This is a genomic window from Kurthia senegalensis, from assembly GCF_000285595.1.
Classification (GTDB): domain Bacteria; phylum Bacillota; class Bacilli; order Bacillales_A; family Planococcaceae; genus Kurthia; species Kurthia senegalensis.
The window spans coordinates 15,517-36,466 of record NZ_HE611069.1; the positions used below are offsets into that span (position 1 = coordinate 15,517).

Annotated in this window: 19 protein-coding genes and 2 pseudogenes; 9 read left to right on the forward strand and 12 right to left on the reverse strand. The window is 37.1% G+C overall.

All coding sequences use genetic code 11. The features are described from left to right. Nucleotides 1-7 precede the first annotated feature (7 nt). Nucleotides 8-1,022, reverse strand: a pseudogene (locus tag KSHG_RS16995) (D-alanine--D-alanine ligase). Between the two features lie 267 nt (nt 1,023-1,289). Further along, nucleotides 1,290-2,051, reverse strand: coding sequence for a hypothetical protein (locus KSHG_RS12680; protein ID WP_147630547.1), 762 nt, complete (start codon nt 2,049-2,051; stop codon nt 1,290-1,292). 144 nt (nt 2,052-2,195) lie between these two features. Here KSHG_RS12680 and rodA point away from each other — a divergent pair, with 144 nt between their 5' ends. From rodA to KSHG_RS18555, 5 genes are all read left to right on the forward strand, one after another. Next, the gene (rodA, locus tag KSHG_RS12685; protein WP_010307283.1) at nt 2,196-3,371 is read left to right on the forward strand and encodes a rod shape-determining protein RodA; all 1,176 of its coding nucleotides are present in this window, start codon (nt 2,196-2,198) and stop codon (nt 3,369-3,371) included. A 158-nt stretch (nt 3,372-3,529) separates the two neighbouring features. Beyond that, nucleotides 3,530-4,942 (forward strand): FAD-binding oxidoreductase, encoded by a 1,413-nt coding sequence (locus KSHG_RS12690; protein WP_010307288.1) that lies wholly within the window; start codon nt 3,530-3,532, stop codon nt 4,940-4,942. After that, nucleotides 4,935-6,242: a (Fe-S)-binding protein gene (locus KSHG_RS12695; RefSeq protein ID WP_010307292.1), complete on the forward strand. Its 1,308-nt coding sequence runs from the start codon at nt 4,935-4,937 to the stop codon at nt 6,240-6,242. The genes KSHG_RS12690 and KSHG_RS12695 overlap by 8 nt, the downstream gene beginning before the upstream one ends. A gap of 76 nt (nt 6,243-6,318) precedes the next feature. Continuing rightward, a complete protein-coding gene (locus KSHG_RS12700; RefSeq protein WP_010307295.1) occupies nt 6,319-7,410 on the forward strand; it encodes a CdaR family transcriptional regulator in 1,092 nt (363 codons plus the stop codon). Nucleotides 7,411-7,722: 312 nt separating this feature from the next. Next, complete coding sequence (locus tag KSHG_RS18555; RefSeq protein WP_010307297.1) at nt 7,723-7,863, forward strand: Lmo0850 family protein; 141 nt, start codon at nt 7,723-7,725, stop codon at nt 7,861-7,863. Between the two features lie 198 nt (nt 7,864-8,061). Here KSHG_RS18555 and KSHG_RS12710 read toward each other — a convergent pair whose 3' ends face one another. Further along, nucleotides 8,062-9,453: an L-cystine transporter gene (locus KSHG_RS12710; RefSeq protein ID WP_010307299.1), complete on the reverse strand. Its 1,392-nt coding sequence runs from the start codon at nt 9,451-9,453 to the stop codon at nt 8,062-8,064. Nucleotides 9,454-9,618: 165 nt separating this feature from the next. Between KSHG_RS12710 and cls the strand changes: the two genes are divergently transcribed. Then, the gene (gene cls, locus KSHG_RS12715) at nt 9,619-11,082 is read left to right on the forward strand and encodes a cardiolipin synthase (RefSeq protein WP_010307303.1); all 1,464 of its coding nucleotides are present in this window, start codon (nt 9,619-9,621) and stop codon (nt 11,080-11,082) included. Between the two features lie 152 nt (nt 11,083-11,234). On the opposite strand, the gene KSHG_RS17000 is transcribed toward cls, so the two are convergent. The 5 genes from KSHG_RS17000 to KSHG_RS12740 all read right to left on the reverse strand — a co-directional run bounded on the left by KSHG_RS17000 (nt 11,235) and on the right by KSHG_RS12740 (nt 14,647). Beyond that, complete coding sequence (locus KSHG_RS17000; RefSeq protein ID WP_010307307.1) at nt 11,235-11,696, reverse strand: M15 family metallopeptidase; 462 nt, start codon at nt 11,694-11,696, stop codon at nt 11,235-11,237. Between the two features lie 106 nt (nt 11,697-11,802). Next, nucleotides 11,803-12,546 carry a M15 family metallopeptidase gene (locus KSHG_RS12725; protein ID WP_010307309.1) on the reverse strand — a complete coding sequence of 248 codons (744 nt, stop codon included), beginning with the start codon at nt 12,544-12,546 and terminating at the stop codon, nt 11,803-11,805. A gap of 21 nt (nt 12,547-12,567) precedes the next feature. Then, entirely contained in the window at nt 12,568-12,807 is a 240-nt protein-coding gene (locus tag KSHG_RS12730) for a hypothetical protein (RefSeq protein WP_010307311.1), read from the reverse strand. Between the two features lie 63 nt (nt 12,808-12,870). Further along, complete coding sequence (gene yidC, locus KSHG_RS12735; RefSeq protein WP_010307313.1) at nt 12,871-13,761, reverse strand: membrane protein insertase YidC; 891 nt, start codon at nt 13,759-13,761, stop codon at nt 12,871-12,873. A 100-nt stretch (nt 13,762-13,861) separates the two neighbouring features. Then, on the reverse strand, nt 13,862-14,647 hold the full coding sequence (locus KSHG_RS12740; protein WP_010307315.1) for an AraC family transcriptional regulator: 786 nt from the start codon (nt 14,645-14,647) through the stop codon (nt 13,862-13,864). A gap of 449 nt (nt 14,648-15,096) precedes the next feature. Here KSHG_RS12740 and KSHG_RS12745 point away from each other — a divergent pair, with 449 nt between their 5' ends. Both KSHG_RS12745 and KSHG_RS12750 read left to right on the forward strand, forming a co-directional pair. After that, nucleotides 15,097-15,747, forward strand: a complete 651-nt coding sequence (locus KSHG_RS12745) for a LytTR family DNA-binding domain-containing protein (protein WP_010307316.1) — start codon at nt 15,097-15,099, stop codon at nt 15,745-15,747. Nucleotides 15,748-16,052: 305 nt separating this feature from the next. Continuing rightward, nucleotides 16,053-17,564: a succinate CoA transferase gene (locus tag KSHG_RS12750; protein ID WP_010307318.1), complete on the forward strand. Its 1,512-nt coding sequence runs from the start codon at nt 16,053-16,055 to the stop codon at nt 17,562-17,564. A 46-nt stretch (nt 17,565-17,610) separates the two neighbouring features. Here the strand turns inward: KSHG_RS12750 and KSHG_RS18605 are convergent, their stop codons facing one another. Beyond that, nucleotides 17,611-18,162 carry a hypothetical protein gene (locus tag KSHG_RS18605; protein WP_010307321.1) on the reverse strand — a complete coding sequence of 184 codons (552 nt, stop codon included), beginning with the start codon at nt 18,160-18,162 and terminating at the stop codon, nt 17,611-17,613. 162 nt (nt 18,163-18,324) lie between these two features. Here KSHG_RS18605 and KSHG_RS12760 point away from each other — a divergent pair, with 162 nt between their 5' ends. Beyond that, nucleotides 18,325-18,903 (forward strand): TetR/AcrR family transcriptional regulator, encoded by a 579-nt coding sequence (locus KSHG_RS12760; RefSeq protein ID WP_010307324.1) that lies wholly within the window; start codon nt 18,325-18,327, stop codon nt 18,901-18,903. A 37-nt stretch (nt 18,904-18,940) separates the two neighbouring features. Here the strand turns inward: KSHG_RS12760 and KSHG_RS12765 are convergent, their stop codons facing one another. The 3 genes and pseudogenes from KSHG_RS12765 to KSHG_RS17010 form a co-directional block, all read right to left on the reverse strand. Continuing rightward, nucleotides 18,941-19,402 (reverse strand): DUF4064 domain-containing protein, encoded by a 462-nt coding sequence (locus KSHG_RS12765; RefSeq protein ID WP_010307326.1) that lies wholly within the window; start codon nt 19,400-19,402, stop codon nt 18,941-18,943. 132 nt (nt 19,403-19,534) lie between these two features. Further along, nucleotides 19,535-19,819 carry a GNAT family N-acetyltransferase gene (locus KSHG_RS12770; RefSeq protein ID WP_010307329.1) on the reverse strand — a complete coding sequence of 95 codons (285 nt, stop codon included), beginning with the start codon at nt 19,817-19,819 and terminating at the stop codon, nt 19,535-19,537. Between the two features lie 66 nt (nt 19,820-19,885). Further along, nucleotides 19,886-20,861 (reverse strand): annotated as a pseudogene (locus tag KSHG_RS17010) (ring-cleaving dioxygenase). Nucleotides 20,862-20,950 lie beyond the last annotated feature (89 nt).

The window sequence follows — 20,950 nt, forward strand, 5'->3', positions numbered from 1 at the left end:
ACTCCTCTTATTGATATTGAAGTTGTTGTTTTTCAGCGTGACGTTCCATACCTAATGAAATTAATTTTTCGATTAAGTCAGCGTATGGAAGATCTGTGTTTTGCCAAAGAATTGGATACATACTAATTGGTGTGAAACCAGGTAATGTATTGACTTCGTTAATGTAAATTTCGTTATCTTTCGTTACGAAGAAGTCCGCACGTACTAAACCAGAGCCGTCTAAAATTTTGAATGCACGTTTTGCCATATCTGACAATTGTGCGTACACTTCGTCTTCAACAGGTGCTGGAATTAATAAATCGGTATTATCATCATTGTATTTAGAGTCGTAGTCATAGAAAGCTGTTTTTGGTTTGATTTCACCAGGTACAGAAGTTTCTGGTTCGTCATTACCTAAAACGGCAAGTTCTACTTCACGTGCTACAACACCTGTTTCTACAACGATTTTACGGTCATATTTAAGGGCTACTTCTACTGCTTTAATTAATTCAGCGCGGTCATCTGCTTTTGAAACACCCACACTTGAACCTAAGTTAGCTGGTTTAACGAACATTGGGTACGTTAATTTTTGTTCCATTTCAGCGATTAAAGCGTCTTGTTTTTTGTTCCAATCATTGCGAATGAAGTATGTGTAAGCAACTTGTGGAAGATTTGCAATTTCAAATAATTGTTTCATGACAACTTTGTCCATACCAGCTGAAGAAGCTAGAACGCCATTTCCTACGTATGGAAGGTTTAATACTTCTAAGAAACCTTGTACTGTTCCGTCTTCGCCGTTCGTGCCGTGTAGTAATGGGAAAATAACATCAAATTTGCTTTCTTTCATAGAAGCTAAAAAATTCAGACACATCGTTTTCTGACGCTTCCTCACGAGTAAATGCAAGTTGTTCAATCGATTGTGCGGGCTCTTTTAATTGATCACCAACACGCCATTCTCCTTCGCGTGTAATGAATACCGGAATGATATCGTATTTATCAAAGTTTAACGCTTGTGTAACAGCCTTTGCTGTAGATAATGACACGTCATGTTCTGCAGATTTACCGCCGTATAATAAGCCTAGTTTTTATTCATAATGTTAAATTTCCTCCAATTATTTATTCATTCATCTAAAGTACTTCGAATTTAATAGGACGTTAGAGAGTGAATGAAGTTCCTCTCGATGTTGTTTCTGAGAGAAAAAATCATTCTTTATAATAGCACTATCAGAAAAATTGTCATCAAAAATCGAAAAAAGATTCCAATCATTAATTAATATGAAAGGAATCCAAAGATGACAATGGACTTGTGCCTATTTATGTACTTCTAGTACCCCATCTGGTTTTTGTTTTAACAATGTATTTAAATCATCCCAAATTTCGTCTGCAAAATGGATATCCGCCACATTTCTCACTTCTAAGACGTATGCTACTTTCGGTTTTTCAATTCGATACATTGAAAAAAGCGCACCGTCTTTCATATGTTCACGAAACGTATCGCAAACGTCCACTGTAAAGTGAGGCATAGCTGTTGCTACGCGGCGACGCCAGAAGCTCGTTTGGCGTTCTTTTAATTGAATCACATTGTTAAATACGTTGACGACGAGTCGATCATTGTCTTGTAAATTATTAAAATAGATTTTCGTATGTTGCTCTTCTTTATTTTCTAAGTAGACGTATTTATTTTGAAGTTGGTGATAAAAAGGAGAACGTAACGGTTCCTTTTTATGACCGATATAAAGAAGTTCCGCTTGCTCTTGCGGTGTGAGCAAATTCAATTTCTTTTCTTCAGAAAAATCAATCCAACATAAATCTTCTTTTAAGTCAGACATCTTTTTTGCAAAATACGGCATACTTTTACTGTCTACAAACCCTAAACGCGTGTGCATGTTAAACGAACCATCTTCGAACTCATTTTTCAACAGCAAAATATTTTGAAGTTGACCGACTGAGGAAGCAAATTCGTGAAATTTCAAACCACTGAATACCACAAATTGGTTCAGTTCATTAACATGCACGTATAAATGATGCAGAAAATCATCTGCAGCCCGCATTTTCTTTGCCAAGTCGATCACCCCACTCCATTCTTATTATAAGATGAAATGCAAGAATTTGAAACATTTGTGGTTCGATTTCGTCACAACTTTATGCACGAGCGTGTTACAATGAAATACGCTATACTATTCATGAGAAAAAATACATTAAATTAGGTGGCATATATGAATAACAACCAAAAAAATTTCTTCGATCGTTTGGATTGGACTTTACTATTCATTTTGGCACTTTTTTGTATCGTCAGTGTAACAGCAATTGCATCGGCACAAACTTCAGGTCAATACGGCATTAACTTCGTACCGAAACAACTTTTCTGGTATTTCGTTGCTGCTTGTATCATTACTGTGATGATGTATTTCGAACCTGAACAATACAAAAAAATGGCTTGGTACTTATATGGCTTCGGTATTTTCTTACTATTGGCATTAATGGTGATTCCAGGAGCATTAACAGAAGAACGAAATGGCGCGAAAAGTTGGTTCCACTTAGGCTTTGCCGACATTCAGCCTTCTGAGTTTATGAAAACCTTTTATGTCCTTGCTTTAGCACGCGTCGTCACAAAGCACCATGAAGCGAATCCAAATAAAACGATCAAATCCGATTTTATTTTACTCGGAAAAATCTTTTTAACTTTACTCGTTCCACTAGCATTTATTATGAAACAACCCGATTTAGGGACTAGCTTAGTATTCCTTGCGATTACAGCAGCCATTATTATCGTTGGCGGCATCGCTTGGCGTATTATTTTACCGATTGCAACTGTTGCAGTCGCTGGTGGTGCATCCTTACTTTGGATGGCTCTTTACAATCAAGAATTTTTATACAATACATTTGGCTTAAAACCGTATCAATTTGCACGTATTTATTCTTGGCTAGATCCGTACTCATACTCTTCTAGTGAAGGGTACCACTTAGTGAAATCATTAAATGCAATTGGTTCAGGTGAAATTTTCGGGAAAGGCTTCAAAGCACATGAAGTTTACGTACCCGAAAACCATACCGATTTCATTTTTAGTATTATCGGTGAAGAATGGGGCTTTATCGGCGCATGTGCCGTTATTATGCTGTTCTTCTTCTTGATTTACCATTTAACAAAACTAACGCTTCAAATGAAAGATCCGTTCTGTACATACGTTTGTGCAGGTATTATCGCGATGATTACATTCCACGTACTAGAAAACATCGGTATGACGACTCAAGTATTACCGATTACAGGTATTCCATTACCGTTTATTAGTTACGGTGGTTCATCGATGATGGGGAATGCCCTCGCACTTGGTCTCGTATTCAGCATGAAATTCCATCACCATACGTATATGTTTGGAAACGATGAAGATTAATCATTTATTTAAACCCTACTTGCAAGAGCAAGTAGGGTTTTTTAGTCGTTTCGAACAAAAAACAGTAATATACAATTCATAAAATTGTTCTTTCAAACTATACTATCTGATAATTCAAACTACTAAACTTAGTAGTAATACATAGAGGGGGCAACAACATGAAACAATCGATCATTGACCAATTTGCTCACATCGTTGGCGAGAAATATGTGAAACAGAGTACGTCCGAACTATTAGCATATTCTTACGATGCAACAGCAAATTTCCAACGCATGCCTGAACTTGTCGTCTCTCCTGCAGATACGGCACAAATTAGTGCAATCGTAAAATTATGTATTCAAGAAAAAATTGCCATCATTCCACGCGGTTCTGGTTCTAATTTAGCAGCAGGAACCGTTCCGTACAATGGCGGTGTCGTTTTATTATTCAATCGAATGAATCGCATACTTGATTTTGACCAAGACAATTTAACAATTACCGTTCAACCTGGCATGATTACGGCGAATATTTGTGACTACGTTGAGCAACACGGTTTATTTTATCCACCCGACCCAAGCTCTATGAAAATTTCTACAATCGGTGGCAATGTTAGCGAAAATTCTGGTGGCTTACGCGGATTAAAATACGGCGTTACGAAAGATTACGTTCGTGGACTAGAGGCAGTTCTTCCGAATGGAGAAGTGATTACAACAGGTGGTAAGCTCGCAAAAGATGTCGCAGGTTACGACTTAACTTCCCTACTCGTTGGAGCAGAAGGAACACTCGGAATTATTACGTCGATTACATTAAAATTAATTCCGCTTCCTCGTTTTAAAAAGACGAGTATCGCTTATTTCAGTTCTTTAGAACACGCTGCCGAAACAGTACAAGAAATTATTGCAAATAAAATCATTCCTGTAACGCTCGAATTCCTAGATAAAAAAACGATTGTCGCTGTCGAACAATTTATGCATATTGGGTTATCCACAGACGTAGAGGCGATGCTTCTTTTCGAACAAGATGGAGACGAAGTAACTGTGGATAAAGACATTATGACGATGACGACCATTGCGAAAGAAAAAGGCGCGACGTATACGAAAATTGCTGAAGACGAGGCACAAGCATTGCAATTAAAAACAGCGCGACGCGTCGCACTATCTGCACTGTCTAAACTACGCCCGACACTCATTTTAGAAGATGCGACCGTTCCTCGCTCACAACTTGCAGAAATGGTACGTCGTATTAACATCGTCGCAGATAAATATAACGTCAACATCGCGACATTCGGACATGCAGGCGATGGAAATCTTCATCCTACTTGTTTGACAGACGTTCGTGACGAGCAAGAAATGGCACAAGTTGAAAAAGCATTAGCGGAAATTTTCGATGGTGCTTTGCAACTCGGCGGCACGATTACGGGAGAACATGGCGTCGGTGAAATGAAAGCACCTTATTTAGAATGGAAGCTTGGTGAGGCAGGGATTGCAGCTATGCGTGCCATTAAAGATGCACTCGACCCACACCATATTATGAATCCGGGTAAAATATTCGCAAAAGATACGAAGAAACGGGTGGTGGTTCAATTTGGCTAACATCGCACAAGACGTTCGTGCCTCTTTCCAAGAGCATGTCGACGAAAACTTATTAATGGACTGTATGCGCTGCGGTTTTTGCTTAACGAGTTGCCCGACATACGTCCACTTAGAATCAGATGAAGCAAATTCACCTCGAGGGCGAATCGCTTTAATGAAAGCCGTACGTGACGGTTTCATCGACTTTGATGACAGCGTCAAGCATTCCTTTGATTTATGCCTCGGCTGTCGAGCATGTGAGCCAGCTTGTCCAGCAGGTGTACAATACGGTTCACTCATTGAGCAAACGAGAGAAGCATTACATGAAGCACTCCCATCAAAAGGTGTTTCTAAAGTCGTTGAAAATACTGTATTCAAACATTTATTCGTCGAACAAAACAATTTATCTAAAGTCGTTGGGCTCGTTCAGTTTTATCAAAAATCAGGCTTGCAAAAAGTAACGCGGAAAATTGGCTTTATGAATTTATTCCCGAAAAACTTACAAGCGATGGAGCGTGCCTTACCTGCTCCACCTAAAAAAATCGATAAAGTAATCCCGAAAAAAACATCGACATTACGCGTTGCTTTCTTCGCAGGATGTTTAATGGATACGATGTTCAAAACCGTCAACGATAAGACGATTGCGCTATTAGAACTTGCTGGCGTACACGTCGATGTTCCTGACAATCAAGCGTGTTGCGGTGCCTTACACGGGCATACTGGTCAAATGGAGCATGGCCATCAAAATTTAATTCAAAACGTTGAAGCTTTCGATAGCGACGACTATGACTATATTGTAAACAACGCCGGTGGTTGTGGTGCCTTTTTGAAAGAATATGCACTGCATTTAAAAAATGATCCTACGTATCGTGACAAAGCTGCCCGCTTCAGCAATAAGCAAATCGATATTTCTAGCTTGCTCGTAAAAGCAGGCATCGTCGATTTATTAAAAGAAGCGCACCCCACTCAGCAAGCTGTCGTCACTTACCAAGATTCTTGCCACCTACGCAATGTAAACGGCGTGATCGAACCTCCTCGTGAATTGTTAAAAAACATTCCGGGGACAACGTATGTTGAATTACCACGAGCGAATACTTGCTGTGGTTCGGCAGGTATTTATAACCTCGTACAGCCTAAAATGGCAGATGCTATTTTGGCAACTAAAATGGAGGACGTCCAATCGGTTTCACCGCAGTTCATTATTACAGCCAACCCCGGTTGTTTAATGCAAATGCGTGCAGGTATTGAACGTGAAAACGTATCTGATCGCATGGAAGCGGTGCATATCGTCGATTATGTATACGACGCACTCCATGGCTAAAAAAGAAACTCGAAGCTTGAATGGCTTCGAGTTTTTTTATATGGTAAATGTATGAAAACTGAAAGGAGACGCGTGCATGTATAGTAACTTCCCCATCGTCGCATTGAAAATCGTTCAGGAACTATCTGAACTCGTCGACCATGAATTTATTATCGTCGACCATAACGGACTCATCCTAGCGAGCACAGACCCTCTGCGTGTCGGCTCTTTCCACGAAGGCTCTCTTATTGCAATGGAATCTAAAAAAATCGAACATATGACGAAAGATTTAGCGCGTTCATTAGACGGAGTACGTGAAGGTTTAACGATGCCCCTCGTAATCGACGGAACGTCCATCGGAGCAATCGGTGTAACGGGCACTGCGGCTAACGTTGAAAAGTACGGAAAGCTCATTCAACGAATTTCTTTATTATTCATTAAAGATTTCCTCAGTCATCAAGAACGTGAACAACATCACCGTTTAATCGAATTATTTTTAACCGATTTATTACGTCAATCAACACCTAAAAATACGTTGTATAAACGCGCAACTTCCTTGAAGCTGAATGCCGAACAATACGGTCGCATCGCAATTGCTAAAACAGATCGTCAACTCGATTATAAGCAAATTGATGATTTAAAAGCACGATGCCATATCGATGAGTATACGCTACTCGTTCAGTGGCGCTTCGACCAACTCATTTTTTTATTTCCAAAACAAACGCGATCGTCACTTGAAAAGCTTTGTAACAAAATCCATACACAGTATGAGCAAATGTTTCACGAAAAGTTATTCATCGCAATTGGTAGTGAAAAAGAATTCCCTTCGCTATACACATCTCATCAATTAGCGAAAGTTGCTTTAACACTCGCCTCTCCTTATCATCCAATCGTATTTGAAGAAGATTTGAAAATGGAACTTTTATTAAACGATGTGACAGACCTTTCGAAACAACAATATTTAGAACGAACGATTGCACCGATTTTACAGCATGAAGAACTGCTTGAAAATTTGCGCGTTTGGTTAACATTTAACGGTTCTTTACAACGATCTGCAGATGCCCTATTCATTCATAAAAATACATTGAAATATCGACTAGCCAAAATTGAGCATCTTTTAAAAATTGATTTAAGTGACGCCCAAACACGTATGGAACTATACATCGCACTGAAATTAAGTACGCCATAAAATCATTTACACAAACATTACAATTATGGGCTATTCCTTAATAAATAAATGTGTTTTACTTAATGGAAAGAATTTAAATAATACAGTTTTAAATAGCAAAAAGAAGGGAAATAAAAGGTTTGTTGGATAAAAATCGTCCCCTTATTTTAAATAAAAAAACTTAAGAATGTAACAATTTTGATAAACTCTAATTGAGAAAATCATGGTATGATAAGTACATAAAGATTTTTCACAATTTGTCAAATGAAACGCTGAAACTTTAATTGGTCGTTTCGCGTCTTATACAATAATTATGAAATTGAGGTGGATTGTATGACAAAAGAAGTCGATATTGGAAAAATTATTACAAATTTATCTAAGCTAGGCGTCAAAGCAACGAAAACGAAATCTCGCTTAGAATTGCTAAAAACTCTTGCACCACCGAAATCAACTCCTACGCAAACTCACCATTAATTACTTGAATTTGCTTCGACGCTGTCGGAGTTTTTTTCTTGTATTTACATAACATTCAACAAAAAGAAGCGCTGCTCCATTCAGTGCTTCTTTTTTATTGCGACTAAATAAATAAAAGCAGCCTACGCTTCCCCAAGCGCATGCTGCTTTTTAATATCCCAAATTGTTTCAACTAGAAGGATTTTCCCAACCCTTAAATTATAATTCTGCTAAATCTTGTGGTTCTTTTGAATTGAATGTTTCTTTATCTAACTCGCCTGTTGCACGTGCTGTTGTTAACCCAGCAAGCATTGAATCGTTTACGTTCAATGCTGTACGACCCATGTCGATTAATGGTTCAACTGAGATTAAAATACCAGCTAATGCAACTGGTAAATCCATAGCAGATAATACGATGATGGCTGCGAATGTCGCACCACCACCAACACCAGCTACACCGAATGAGCTAATCGCTACGATCGCAATTAATAATAAAATAAATTGCCATTCGAAAGGATTAATACCAACGCTCGGTGCAATCATTACAGCTAACATAGCTGGATAAATACCGGCACAACCATTTTGACCAATTGATACACCGAATGAACCAGCAAAGTTTGCAATACCGTCTGGAACACCTAAACGTTTACGTTGTGTTTCGATGTTCATCGGTAACGTACCGGCACTTGAACGAGATGTGAAAGCAAATAATAATGTTGGTGCTACTTTTTTCACGTAAGTGATTGGGCTCATACCTGTAAGAGCGACAACGATTAAGTGAATTAAGAACATCGCAATTAACGCAACATACGATGCAATAACAAATTTACCCATATTGTAAATGGCTTCGAAATCTGATGTTGCGACAGTATTTGCCATGATTGCTAAAATACCGAATGGTGTTAAGCGTAATACGAGTGTTACGATACGCATAACGAGCGCATACAACGTATCTACTGCTTTTTTAATGTATTCTGCATGTTCGCCGTCTTTACGTACAAGACCTAAGTAAGCGAAACCAACAAATACAGCGAAAATAACAACTGCGATTGTTGATGAACCACGCGCACCCGTAAAGTCTAAGAATGGGTTCGCTGGAATAAATTCTAAAATTTGTTGTGGTAAAGTTTTATCACCCATATCATCTGACTTAGCTACGATTTCTTGTCCACGAGCTTGTTCAGCTTCACCGCCAACTAAACTTGAACCGTCTAAATTAAATGCTAATGCTGAAGCAATACCAACAGCTGCCGCTACAGCTGTTGTTCCGACTAACATCGCTAAAATAAGCGCTGCATATTTACCGAATTTTTTACCTGCTACAACTTTTGTAAATGCTGCTACGATTGAAATAAATACGAGTGGCATTGCAACCATTTGTAATAATTTCACATAACCTGACCCTACAATGCTAAACCAATCTGATGTTTTTAAAACGATATCAGACGTTGGACCGTATACGAAATGTAATACGAGTCCGAATAAAATCCCTAAGCCCAAACCTGCAAATACACGTTTAGAGAAAGAGAGATGTTTGGTGTTCATCTTCCATAGTAATGCAATTAAAGCAATTAGTACGATGATGTTCACTAAAATCCATACGGTATCCATCTATAATGCCTCCAATAATTTTTCTATTTATATGACTCAGCCTATAATAGCTCGATAAAACCTATTAGTCAAGTAGGTTTTATACGTTTTCTATTTATATGTCGTTTTTCTCACATTAGGTTATACTTGTTATAGATTTTTATTATAAATATGGAGGCGACTTCTATGTTTCTAGATTTCAGCTACATTACGTTCTCCATCGTTTCTGCTTCGCTGTTTATCAACTTACTGTTGGCAGCGGCTATTATTTTCCTTGAACGTAGAGAACCAACGTCTACTTGGGCTTGGATTCTCGTTCTTTTCTTCTTACCAGTCATTGGATTTATTTTATATTTATTGTTCGGTAGAAAACTTAGGAAAAAGCATTTATTTCGGTGGGAAGGTCGTAAGAAAATCGGAATTGACAACCTCGTCAATTATCAAATCGATGCAATTAAAGAACATTCTCTTGAATATCGAACGAATGATGTCTCTCAATACCGAGACATTATTTACATGCATTTATTAAACAATCATGCTGTTTTAACACAAGATAATAAAGTTGATATTTTTGATGATGGGCATGAAAAATTTGATGCACTCATTCATGACATTTTATGTGCTAAAACAAATATTCACATTCAATATTATATTTTCCGCCTAGATCATCTCGGCAACCGTATTTTAAAAGCATTAATCAAACAAGCTAAAAAAGGTGTTAAAGTTCGTCTATTATACGATGAAATGGGTTCAAGAGGTGTTCATAAACGCCACTTTAAAGAATTACTGGCAGTTGGCGGAGAAGTCGAAGTATTTTTCCCTTCCATTCTCCCGTTAATTAACCCTCGTATGAATTATCGAAACCACCGTAAACTCGTTATTATCGATGGACGTGTCGGCTATATTGGTGGATTTAATGTCGGCGACGAATATTTAGGGCTAGACAAAAAATTTGGCTACTGGCGCGATACACATCTTCGAATAGAAGGTAGTGCCGTTCATCCGCTTCAAACGCGTTTCTTACTCGATTGGAATCAAGCATCTGATAAAAAAGATTTAGAATATGAAGATGACTACTTCCCTACGATTACCCGAAAAGGTGAAGTAGGTATGCAAATTGTTTCAAGTGGTCCCGATTCAGACTGGGAGCAAATTAAAAGTGGCTATTTAAAATTAATTAATATCGCTAAAAAACACATCTATATCCAGACGCCTTATTTCATACCCGATGATAGCTTCATGGACGCTGTACGGATTGCTTGTTTATCTGGTATTGACGTGCGCATTATGATTCCGAATAAGCCTGACCACATGTTCGTCTATTGGGCGACGTATTCTTATGTTGGAGAGTTAATTAAAGCCGGGGCAAAAATATATATTTACGAAAATGGATTCTTGCATACGAAAATGGTCGTTATCGATGACGAAGCATGCACAGTCGGCACAGCAAACATTGATTCTCGCAGTTTTAAATTAAATTTTGAAGTAAATGCTTTTATTTATGACCGTGTAATTTCTCGACAACTTGGTCAAATGTTTGAAAGGGATATGTTGTACTGTTCTCATCTAACACCTGCTCGTTACGAGTTTCGTTCTAGAAAAATCAAAATGAAAGAATCGATTTCTCGTCTATTATCTCCCATTTTATAAACAAAAAAGGAACTGTCTCGGACAGTTCCTTTTTCGTTTACTTTATTTCACAATGTTAAAGTATTCTTCCATCGTAACATTTTTTGCATGTATTTTCTTCGCTAATGATTTACCGACGTAACGAAAATGCCATGATTCATACATATACCCGGTTATTTTTCTTTTCCTTTCGGATAACGTAAAACAAAACCGTATTCATGTGCATGTTTTGCTAACCATTTTGCGGCTCTCGTTTTAGCAAATGAATTCTCAGCAAAGTGTTTCGGATAACGAGAATCTCCAATATCAAACCCTAAGCCTGATTGATGTTCGGAATAACCCGCACGTGCGCTGTATCGATCCGCTGCTTTTTGGCCGTCTCTCTTTTTGTAATTCGCATACAGTACTTGTTGACGACTAAATGAACGGTACGTACTAAATGCTGTTAAACGATGCCCTGATTTACGTGCTGCTGTCGCCATTTGATTAAAAGCTTTACGTGCCGTTTTACTTTCTCCTGGCGCATATTTTTTAGGAAGTGGATGTTGCTTATTAACGATCAACACGCCATTTTTATAATACGGTTTCTTCGGAAGCTTTTGACCGATTATGTAGCCACCCGAATCTTTCTTCACTGCAGCTTGGCTTCCTGTACTGAAACTAAAACAAATGAACAAACTTAGTCCACATATGAAAAGTTTTTTCCACGAACATATCATCTACAAAACCCCTTTTGAAAGATTACCCTTCCATGCCTAAATATTCTTCAAGCGTTGAGCCATCGTTATAAATTTTCGTTGCGATATCGACACCGACATAACGGAAATGCCATGACTCATACATATACCCCGTCACATCTTCTTTGTCGTTCGGATAACGCATAATGAATCCATATTTATGTGCATTTTCTGCAAGCCATTTACCGGCTTCTGTTTCACCAAAACGATTTGAAGCAAAATCATTCGGCACATTCGCATCACCAATATCAAATGCTAAACCTGTTTGATGCTCTGAAAAACCAGGACGTGCACTATAGCGATCCGCTGCTTTTTGACCATCTTTTGCCTTGTAATTTTCATACAATACCGTTTGACGTTCATATGAACGATACGTGCTAAACGCATTAAACGTATAGCCTGATTTTTTCGCAAACGCATTTAATTTTTCAAATGCTGTGCGAGCTTCTTTGCTTTCACCTGGTGCATAATCTCCTGGCATCGGGTAACGCTTATTTGCGATTACAATACCGTTCACTTTTTTCACTTCAGTAGCGGGTTTTTGGTCGATTATATAACCACCGGCATCACGTTTTTCTTCAACCTTTTTCTCCGTTGTGACTTCCGTTTTTTGTTTTTCAACTTGTTGTTTGGACGTCTCTTGTGAAGAAGTTTGTTTCTCAGTTGTTGCATCCTCATCACCACAAGCAGCTAACAACATCGTTGCTGTTAGTGCAACGAGTGATAATGATCTTTTACTACATTTCATAATCGTTCACCCCATACTGTTTTATACGAATAAAGAAGCGATTGCTGCTACTGCTAAAATTCCGAAGAATATCGCAACACCACGCACGAATTTAGCTTCTTTCACATACCCTTTTGCGACCATATCTTTCGCACGTACTCCATTAGTTAACGTAAATGTTACCGCAATTAAAATGACAGCTATATTGAATTGTTCTTTAATGATAAAGTAAACCGCTAATACACTCGCAATCGCCATAATGATCCCTACTATTTTTTGCATCGTTTGTTTCACCTCTTTTACGAAAAAATAGGTCAAAGCGCAAGCACTCTGACCCATCATTCTTTATTTTTTCTTGTTGCTTTTTTGCGCTTTCGCTGCACGTTCAGCAGGAGTTAATTTACGTTTTTCTTGTTTTTCCACAACACTAACTTCTTCTTTTTTACCGAAAAGAGATTTTTTCTCTTTTTTGATAATGTTTCCGTCAGCGTCCATTGGTGGATAAATTTTTTGCCCAAGTAACGTTTGGAATACTAATAATAAACCAGATACTGACCAGTAAAGTGGTAATGCAGACATACTTGAGAATGAAATAACCATAATCATGATTGGAGAAATGAACATCATAATTTTCATTTGAGCTTGTTGCTGCGTAGGCATATTTGCCATCGATACTTTTGATTGCCAGAAGTAAATTGCACCGGCAATCAACGTCATAATAATATCTGTGTTACCTAGTTTAAACCATAGGAACTCATGTCCTTGAACTTCACTAGAGTAACGAATCGCATAGTATAACCCCATGATGATTGGCATTTGGATAATCATAGGAAGACAACCCATGTTTAGAGGGCTGACATCATATTTTTTATAAAGACCCATCATCTCTTGTTGAAGTGCCATTTGCTCTTCTTTAGACTTCGTTGCTTTAATTTTCTTTTGGATTTCTTCCATTTCTGGACGAAGTTTATCCATTTTCGCCTTCATACCTTGTTGATTTTTATACGTCTTCAACATAAATGGCATCAAGATTAGACGGATAATAACCGTGATGATAATGATCGCACCACCGTATCCTCCATCGAAAACAGTATTCCCGAAGAAATCAAGCAAGAAATCCATAGGTTTTACGAATGTGCTATAAAAAAAGCCTGTTTTGTTCTCAATTGAGTCACAGCCCGCTAAGATAAACGGAGCAAGACCAATTAATGAAAGTAAACCTAGTTTCTTCTTCACTTTTTTTCACCTACATTATTCTATTAAACTAAGTGAAGTATACCGTATTTAACTATCAGTAATCAAATTAAAGAAAAGATAAATTATGAAACATTTCTTTTTAAACTAAACGCTCCGGTAGTTGAAAGCGGAAATACTCATGTTCTGGTTGATCACGGAAATGTTTGGGTGTTAGGCCAACATATTTTTTGAAAATACGCGTGTAGTAACTTTGGTTACAAAAATGGAATTGTTCCGAAATGTCCGAGATACTTTTATTCGTATGGCGTAAGTAATATTGTGACTCTTCTACTCGACGAACGTTTAAATATTCAACGAGCGTAATACCTACGTGTTCTTTGAAAATACGAGATAAATGACTCGTACTAATAGTAAAATGTTGTGCAATATCTTCTACTGATAAATCTGTTTCTACTTCATCATCAATAAACATAATCACTTTATTAACCGTTTGGTGTTTGTATGACGGTTGTTTACGTTCTGAAATAACATAAATATAAAATTCAATTAAATCATCTGCGAATTGTAAAAATTCCGCATCGTTCATTCGCTCATCAATCATCTCCACACAAGCTGTATTGAATGCGAATGCTTTTTTTAATGGTGCTTGATTTTCAATTAATCGACGTGTGACGACTGAAGAGAGAATAATGAAGTAGTGTCGAATTGCTTTGAAAAAATGTTTTCCAGAGCGTTGTGATAGAAGATCAAGTAAACTTCTTAATGATTCTTTCGCTGCGTCCGTTTCTAATTGATAAATTTCTCTTAATAGTTGAGCCTCAATTTCAAAGATTTTTTCCACACCATCATAACGATTCATCGTTTCAATTTCTTGAAAATAACGCTTTGAAATAGCTTCTGAGATAGAATATTGGTCTTGTAGCATATAGAATCCCCCATCTTTCTTAAAATACGCATTTTGTAATGAGTTTTAAACTTTCCTAAACGAAAATAGTAACATAAATAATTATTTCAAAAACATACATTTTAAAGATTATTCCAATTAGTAGTTCTTACTACTTATTATAAACTGTGAGTAATTGAGTGATTTTTATAAAAATTATACAATAATATACAGGAAAGGGAAAGCATTTCGTCTAAAAAAATATGTAAAATTTATTATATTTTTAACATGTTATAGTTCATTCTACATAAGTCGACAAAATATCATTTTTTTGTTACGATATGAGAGTCTTTTGTTTCATTTTTAGCTAACATCAACAATTTTGAATATTACATTTATTTTAAGTACTTAATTTTAGAATCAATCTATAGTAAAATGTTATGACAGGATGAAATGTATTTAAGATAACGAAAGAAACGAGGTATAAATGAATGGATCCCAAATCTATCGAAGAACTAATAGAGGTCATTAAAGAATTTTTCCCAGATAATACTTCTATCGTCATCTCGGACACTGAAAAATACTTATATTATCAACCAAGTAAGAAAATTGATTTAAAAATTAAGCCTGGTGACGAAATTCCAGAAGGTTCAGCAACGCACAAAGCACTTGATTACGGACAAAAAATTAACTCATTTATCGAACCAGATGTGTTCGGTGTACCGTACTATGGTATGAGTATCCCATTGTTAGAAGAAGGCGAAACAAAGGGGGCTATTACAGCAATTTTCCCTCAAAAACCGTCTCCATTCTTAACAAATTACATCACAATTAAAATTGACGATTGTTGGTACCCGGTAAAACATAATGAAGTGATTTACTTAGAAACACAACTTCGTAAAACATTTGTGAAAACGATGAAAAAAGAAGGTTATCACCGTCTTAATTTAAGTGATCTAGAATTATTCTTATCACCTGATACATTCATTCGTTGTCATCGTTCTTATATCGTTAACATTGATTATATCGATGAAATCCAACCAGACTCTCACTCTACATTCCTATTAATTATGAAAGACGGAACACGCATACCTGTAAGTCAACGCTATGCTAGTTACTTCCGTCGTTCACTAGGTTTCTAGAACTGGTGTCGTTGGAATAAATTTTACTATGAACCCGGGATTTTTTCGATTCTGGGTTTTTTTATGTTAAAAAGCTATCATTCCAGCAGTTTGTCACCATATTTACATAAAATAAGCCCTCCTAGTCATATCCTTATTCGACTAACCATTATGCTATAACAAGCTTTAAATTTCTCTAAATTACGACTATTTATCCCTTTATTACAACGAAAAAAGAATTTGTGACAATTTGGTGATAAAATTGCTTATAGTGGGGTTTTTACCTCTTCAAATAGGATTTTTTGAATTAAGAAAGAAGGATTTATATGACTAGTAAAGTCGAAGAAAGATTACGTTATGCTGGATTAGAAGACAAAATCATGTCTGCTGACGAAGCATGTGCGTTAATCGAAAATGGTAATGTTCTTGGTTTAAGTGGATTTACTCGTGCTGGAGATGCAAAATTTGTACCTCACGCATTAGCAAAACGCGCGAAAGATTTAGAAGACTTTAAAGTTGACGTATATACAGGTGCTTCACTTGGTTTCGATACGGATGCTGTAATGTCTGATGCTGGTATCGTTCGTAAACGTTTACCTTTCCAAGTAGACCGCACAATGCGTGGTCACATTAACAAAGGCGATGTTGGCTTCATCGACCAACATTTATCAGTGACTTCTGAATACTTACGTCAAGGTGCAATGAAAATTGATGTAGCAATTATCGAAGCTACTGCCATTACAGAAGATGGTTATTTAATTCCAACAACTTCTGTTGGGAACTCACCAATCTACGTAGAATCAGCTGATAAAGTAATCGTGGAATTAAACGTTGCTGCTCCAGCTGAATTAGAAGGATTACACGATATTTATATGCCTGAAAAACAAGGCGAACGTGGTCCAATTCCAATTATGCACGCAAACGATCGTATCGGTGCTAAAGGAATTAAATTAAACATGGACAAAGTAGTGGCAATCGTCGTTACAGAACAAGAAGATTCTCCATCTACAATCGTCCCAGCAGATGCTGAAACACAACAAATGGCTAACTTCCTACTTGATTTCTTCCGTTCTGAAATCAAAAAAGGTCGTTTAACAAATACATTAGCTCCACTACAATCTGGTATCGGTTCAGTAGCCAACGCTGTATTAGCAGGTATGGTTGATTCTGAATTCGAAGACTTAGAAGTATTCTCTGAAGTACTACAAGATGCCGTATTCGATTTAATTGACGCCGGTAAAGTAAAATCAGCTTCTTGCTGTTCATTCACTTTATCTCGCGAAAAAATGGATGCCGTTATGCCTCGTCTAAAAGACTACGCTGACAAACTTGTATTACGTCCTCAAGACATTTCAAACAGCCCTGAAGTCATTCGTCGCTTAGGTCTTATTTGTATGAATACAGCACTTGAATTTGATATTTATGGCAACGTAAACTCAACACACGTATCAGGTAGCAAAATGATGAATGGTATCGGTGGTTCTGGTGACTTCGCTCGTGCTGGTCGCCTATCAATCTTCGTTACAAAATCTGTTGCCAAAGACGGCAAAATCTCTTCAATCGTTCCAATGGTTTCTCACGTAGATCATAACGAACATGATGTAGATGTCGTTGTAACAGAACAAGGGATTGCTGATTTACGCGGATTAACTCCTCGCGAACGCGCTGAATTAATTATCGAAAATTGCGCACATCCAATGTACAAAGATGCATTAAAAGCATATTACGAAGAAGCAAAAGCAACTGTCGGTGGTCAAACACCTCACATGCTTGGAAAAGCTTTCTCATTCCATACAAACTTAGCTGAACACGGTACAATGTTACCTTCAGAAAACTAAGAAACGAAAAAAAGACTGCGATGAGTACTCATCGCAGTCTTTTTTATTATGCTTTTTTATGATGTTCCTCATGTTGTTCTTCATTTTGATATTGAACGGTCGTTAAGGCACCTTCGCCAACCATGTCTTTTTCATCTAAATGATACGCTTCTTGTTTTTCTGTATGTTCTTGAGATTTTTCATTCTCATAGCTTACTTTTGTAAGCGCACCTTCGTCGACCATTTCTTTTTCTTCGATATAGTATTCTAAATTTTCTTTTTCATTTACTTGTTCTTGAACTTGATCGTTGAAATATTGAACAGTCGTTAAGGCACCTTCATCGACCATTTCTTTTTCTTCAATGTAATAAGACGTATCGCGATCTGGAATCGCCGTTGACTCGCCTTTTGTCATTTCGTTGTCATTAGAAGATGTTGCCGTATTTTTAACTTCTTCTACTTTATTCGTAATCGTTTCTTTTTGTTGAGCGATAAACTCTTCTACTTTTGCTTTTGTGCTATTGAAAGCCTCAACTGCTTTGTCACGATTTTCTTTTTTACGTAAGTAAGCATATGCCCCTGCAGCTAAACCTGCTAATATATATTTATTTTTCCCCATTTTCATAACCTCCAAGTAGTGATGAAAGATTTACTGAATTAAATACCCTTTTTTTTAATAAAATAATCTTCACGTGATTTATTTTATTTACAAAATGAAGCGGCGTTCGTTTTGTGCTACTATTTAGTATAGCACCAAATTTGAAAGGATGACGCGTTTACTATGCCAACAAAAGGCGACTTAACGAAGCAACGTATATTAACGATTGCTCGTGAATTATTTTATTCCAAAGGTTTTGATGCGACTTCAACAGCTGAGATTGCTCGTGGCGCTAATGTGTCTGAAGCGACGATGTATAAATATTATAAAAGTAAAAAGGAGCTGCTAATTGCTTCGATTCAACCGACGTATATCGTAGAAGATCTAGCTGACTGCAGCCACTTTACGAACGCTGAGTTAATCGAGCATTGGATGGAAACATTTTTTAAAAAAGTAGAAAATAATTTACAACAATATATCATTTTATTCAGCGAATCTGTAAAGTACCCCGAAGCTTCTGAATCATATTTAAAGCTATTTCATCAAGTGCTAGAAAGTGATGTAGAACTTGAAAAACGTGTTGCCAAAGGGTTATTACCAAACGTCGACATTACGATTTTAAAAGTCGGTATCATCGGTGCATTAATTGCGATGCTCCAACATATGATTATTTATAAACAATTAGATGAACTAACAACCATTCCGCAAAACATTAAAGATTTAGTCCGTGATTTAATCAACGGCAGATTAGTTAATGCATAAAATTAACGCCCGCCTACGACTTGTATTCGTAGGTTTTTTATTTGTATTGTTCTGGATTTCCTGAAGGGATATGTTGACGATTTTTACCGACTGGTGATTCTTGTAGTTGATTTTTATGACGCGTAAAACAAAGAATAGCAGCAATATAAAATAAAATAGACGGTAAGGACATAATGCAGGCAAAAACACCCGCTCCAATAAATAAAATTCCCGCAAACTTCGCATCTGTACGCAATTTAATCATACCTGCTGTTCCGAGTATTAAACTAATGAGTAATACGACAATCACTAGCCAGCCGAGCGAGCCAAACAACTCAAATATATTTTGAATTTCTGTCATCGAAATTTCTTGATTCACATTTTGCTGTACTTTTTCTTGTAAATAATCACTATTTTTCAAGCTATCCAGACTGAATAAAATGATGCCTGTTGAAGCGATGCCGAATACATTTAAAATCGATGCAATAAGTGCTAATACTTTTTCAACTGTACGGTTCAAAATAACCTCACCTTCCTCTAAAATGTCATCTCAATGCCACCAATCCACTCTCCTGTACTATTCTATTGTTATTTACTTATACCCTTTTTATGCCATAAAAAAAACGCCTAGCAAGCTAGACGTTTGTCACAATTACGAAACTTTTACATCATCGTAATCATTTGATTTTTCAAAAGCAGCTACAACATATGAGCAAACTGCTTCAATTTTATAATTTTTTTCACGTGCATAATCAGCTGCACGATTTAATAATTGTTTGGCGACACCTTGACCTCGAAGTGAATTGTCTACGAATGTATGTTCAACGACCATTACATCACCTAACTGTGTCCAAATAATCTCCGCATCTGCTTTGTCACCTACAAGATGTTCAAATGCAAATTCTTCTCCACCACGATTAGAAAACTCAAATTCCATACTATTCACTCCCTCTACTAAATTACCGTAATTGTAGCACAACTTTTTCTGAAATACTCTTCGTGCCTATCGTTCGAAGTGAAGTGGTTTTAAACCTGCCTCAATTTGTTCACGACGAGCTTCTAAAAATGGAGGTAATGCTAATTTTTCGCCCATTGTTTCAAGCGGTTCGTCTGATGCGAATCCTGGTTCATCTGTTGAAACTTCAAATAAAATACCGTTTGGATCGCGATAGTATACAGCTTTGAAATAAAAACGATCAATACGACCTGAAGAGTGAAGACCTAGTTTTTCGTATTGTTCAACCATTGCTTCATACTCAGCCATTGTACGTACACGGAAAGCAACGTGATGGACACTACCTCTTCCTTCTCTATGACGAGGTAAGTCACTGCGTTCCTCAACATGTACTTCTCCAGCTGGACCACCTAAACCTGAGCTATAGACTGCAATATCTTGTTGACCTTCTACTTTTGATGGATAACTTCCTACTTTTTCAAAACCATATAAATTTGTTAAAACGTTCGCTGTTGGAGCGGCATCTCGTACAGTTAATGTTACACCACCAAGACCTACAATCGCATATTCTTCAGGCACTTCTGAACCTGTCCAAGCTTGTCCGTATGGGATACGTGTTCCGTCATCCACAACTAAAATGTAACGAGCATCTTCAAAATCTTTAAATGGCAATACTTTACGACCGAAGCGTTCTTCAATCGGTTCTTGCACGATTTCAAATTGTTCAAAACGTTTTTGCCAATAGGCTAAAGCTTCCTCTGATTTCACTCGGAAAGCTGTTGTATTAATGCTTGAAACACCTGGTAACGCGCGACGTGCTAACGGAATATCAAAAAAATGTCATATCCGTTCCTGGCGTTCCTACTGCATCTGCATAAAATAAATGATAAGAAGATGTGTCATCTTGATTAACTGTTTTTTTCACGAGACGCATACCTAAAATAGTTGTGAATAAGTGATGATTACGTTCGATTTCTCCTGTGATTGCTGATACGTGATGGATTCCTAATACGTTGACTGTCATAAATAATCCGCTCCTTTTTATCTTGAATTCAAGATACTTGATATAAGTATATTAACACATTCTTATTTTTTTGCAACTGTTTTAACATT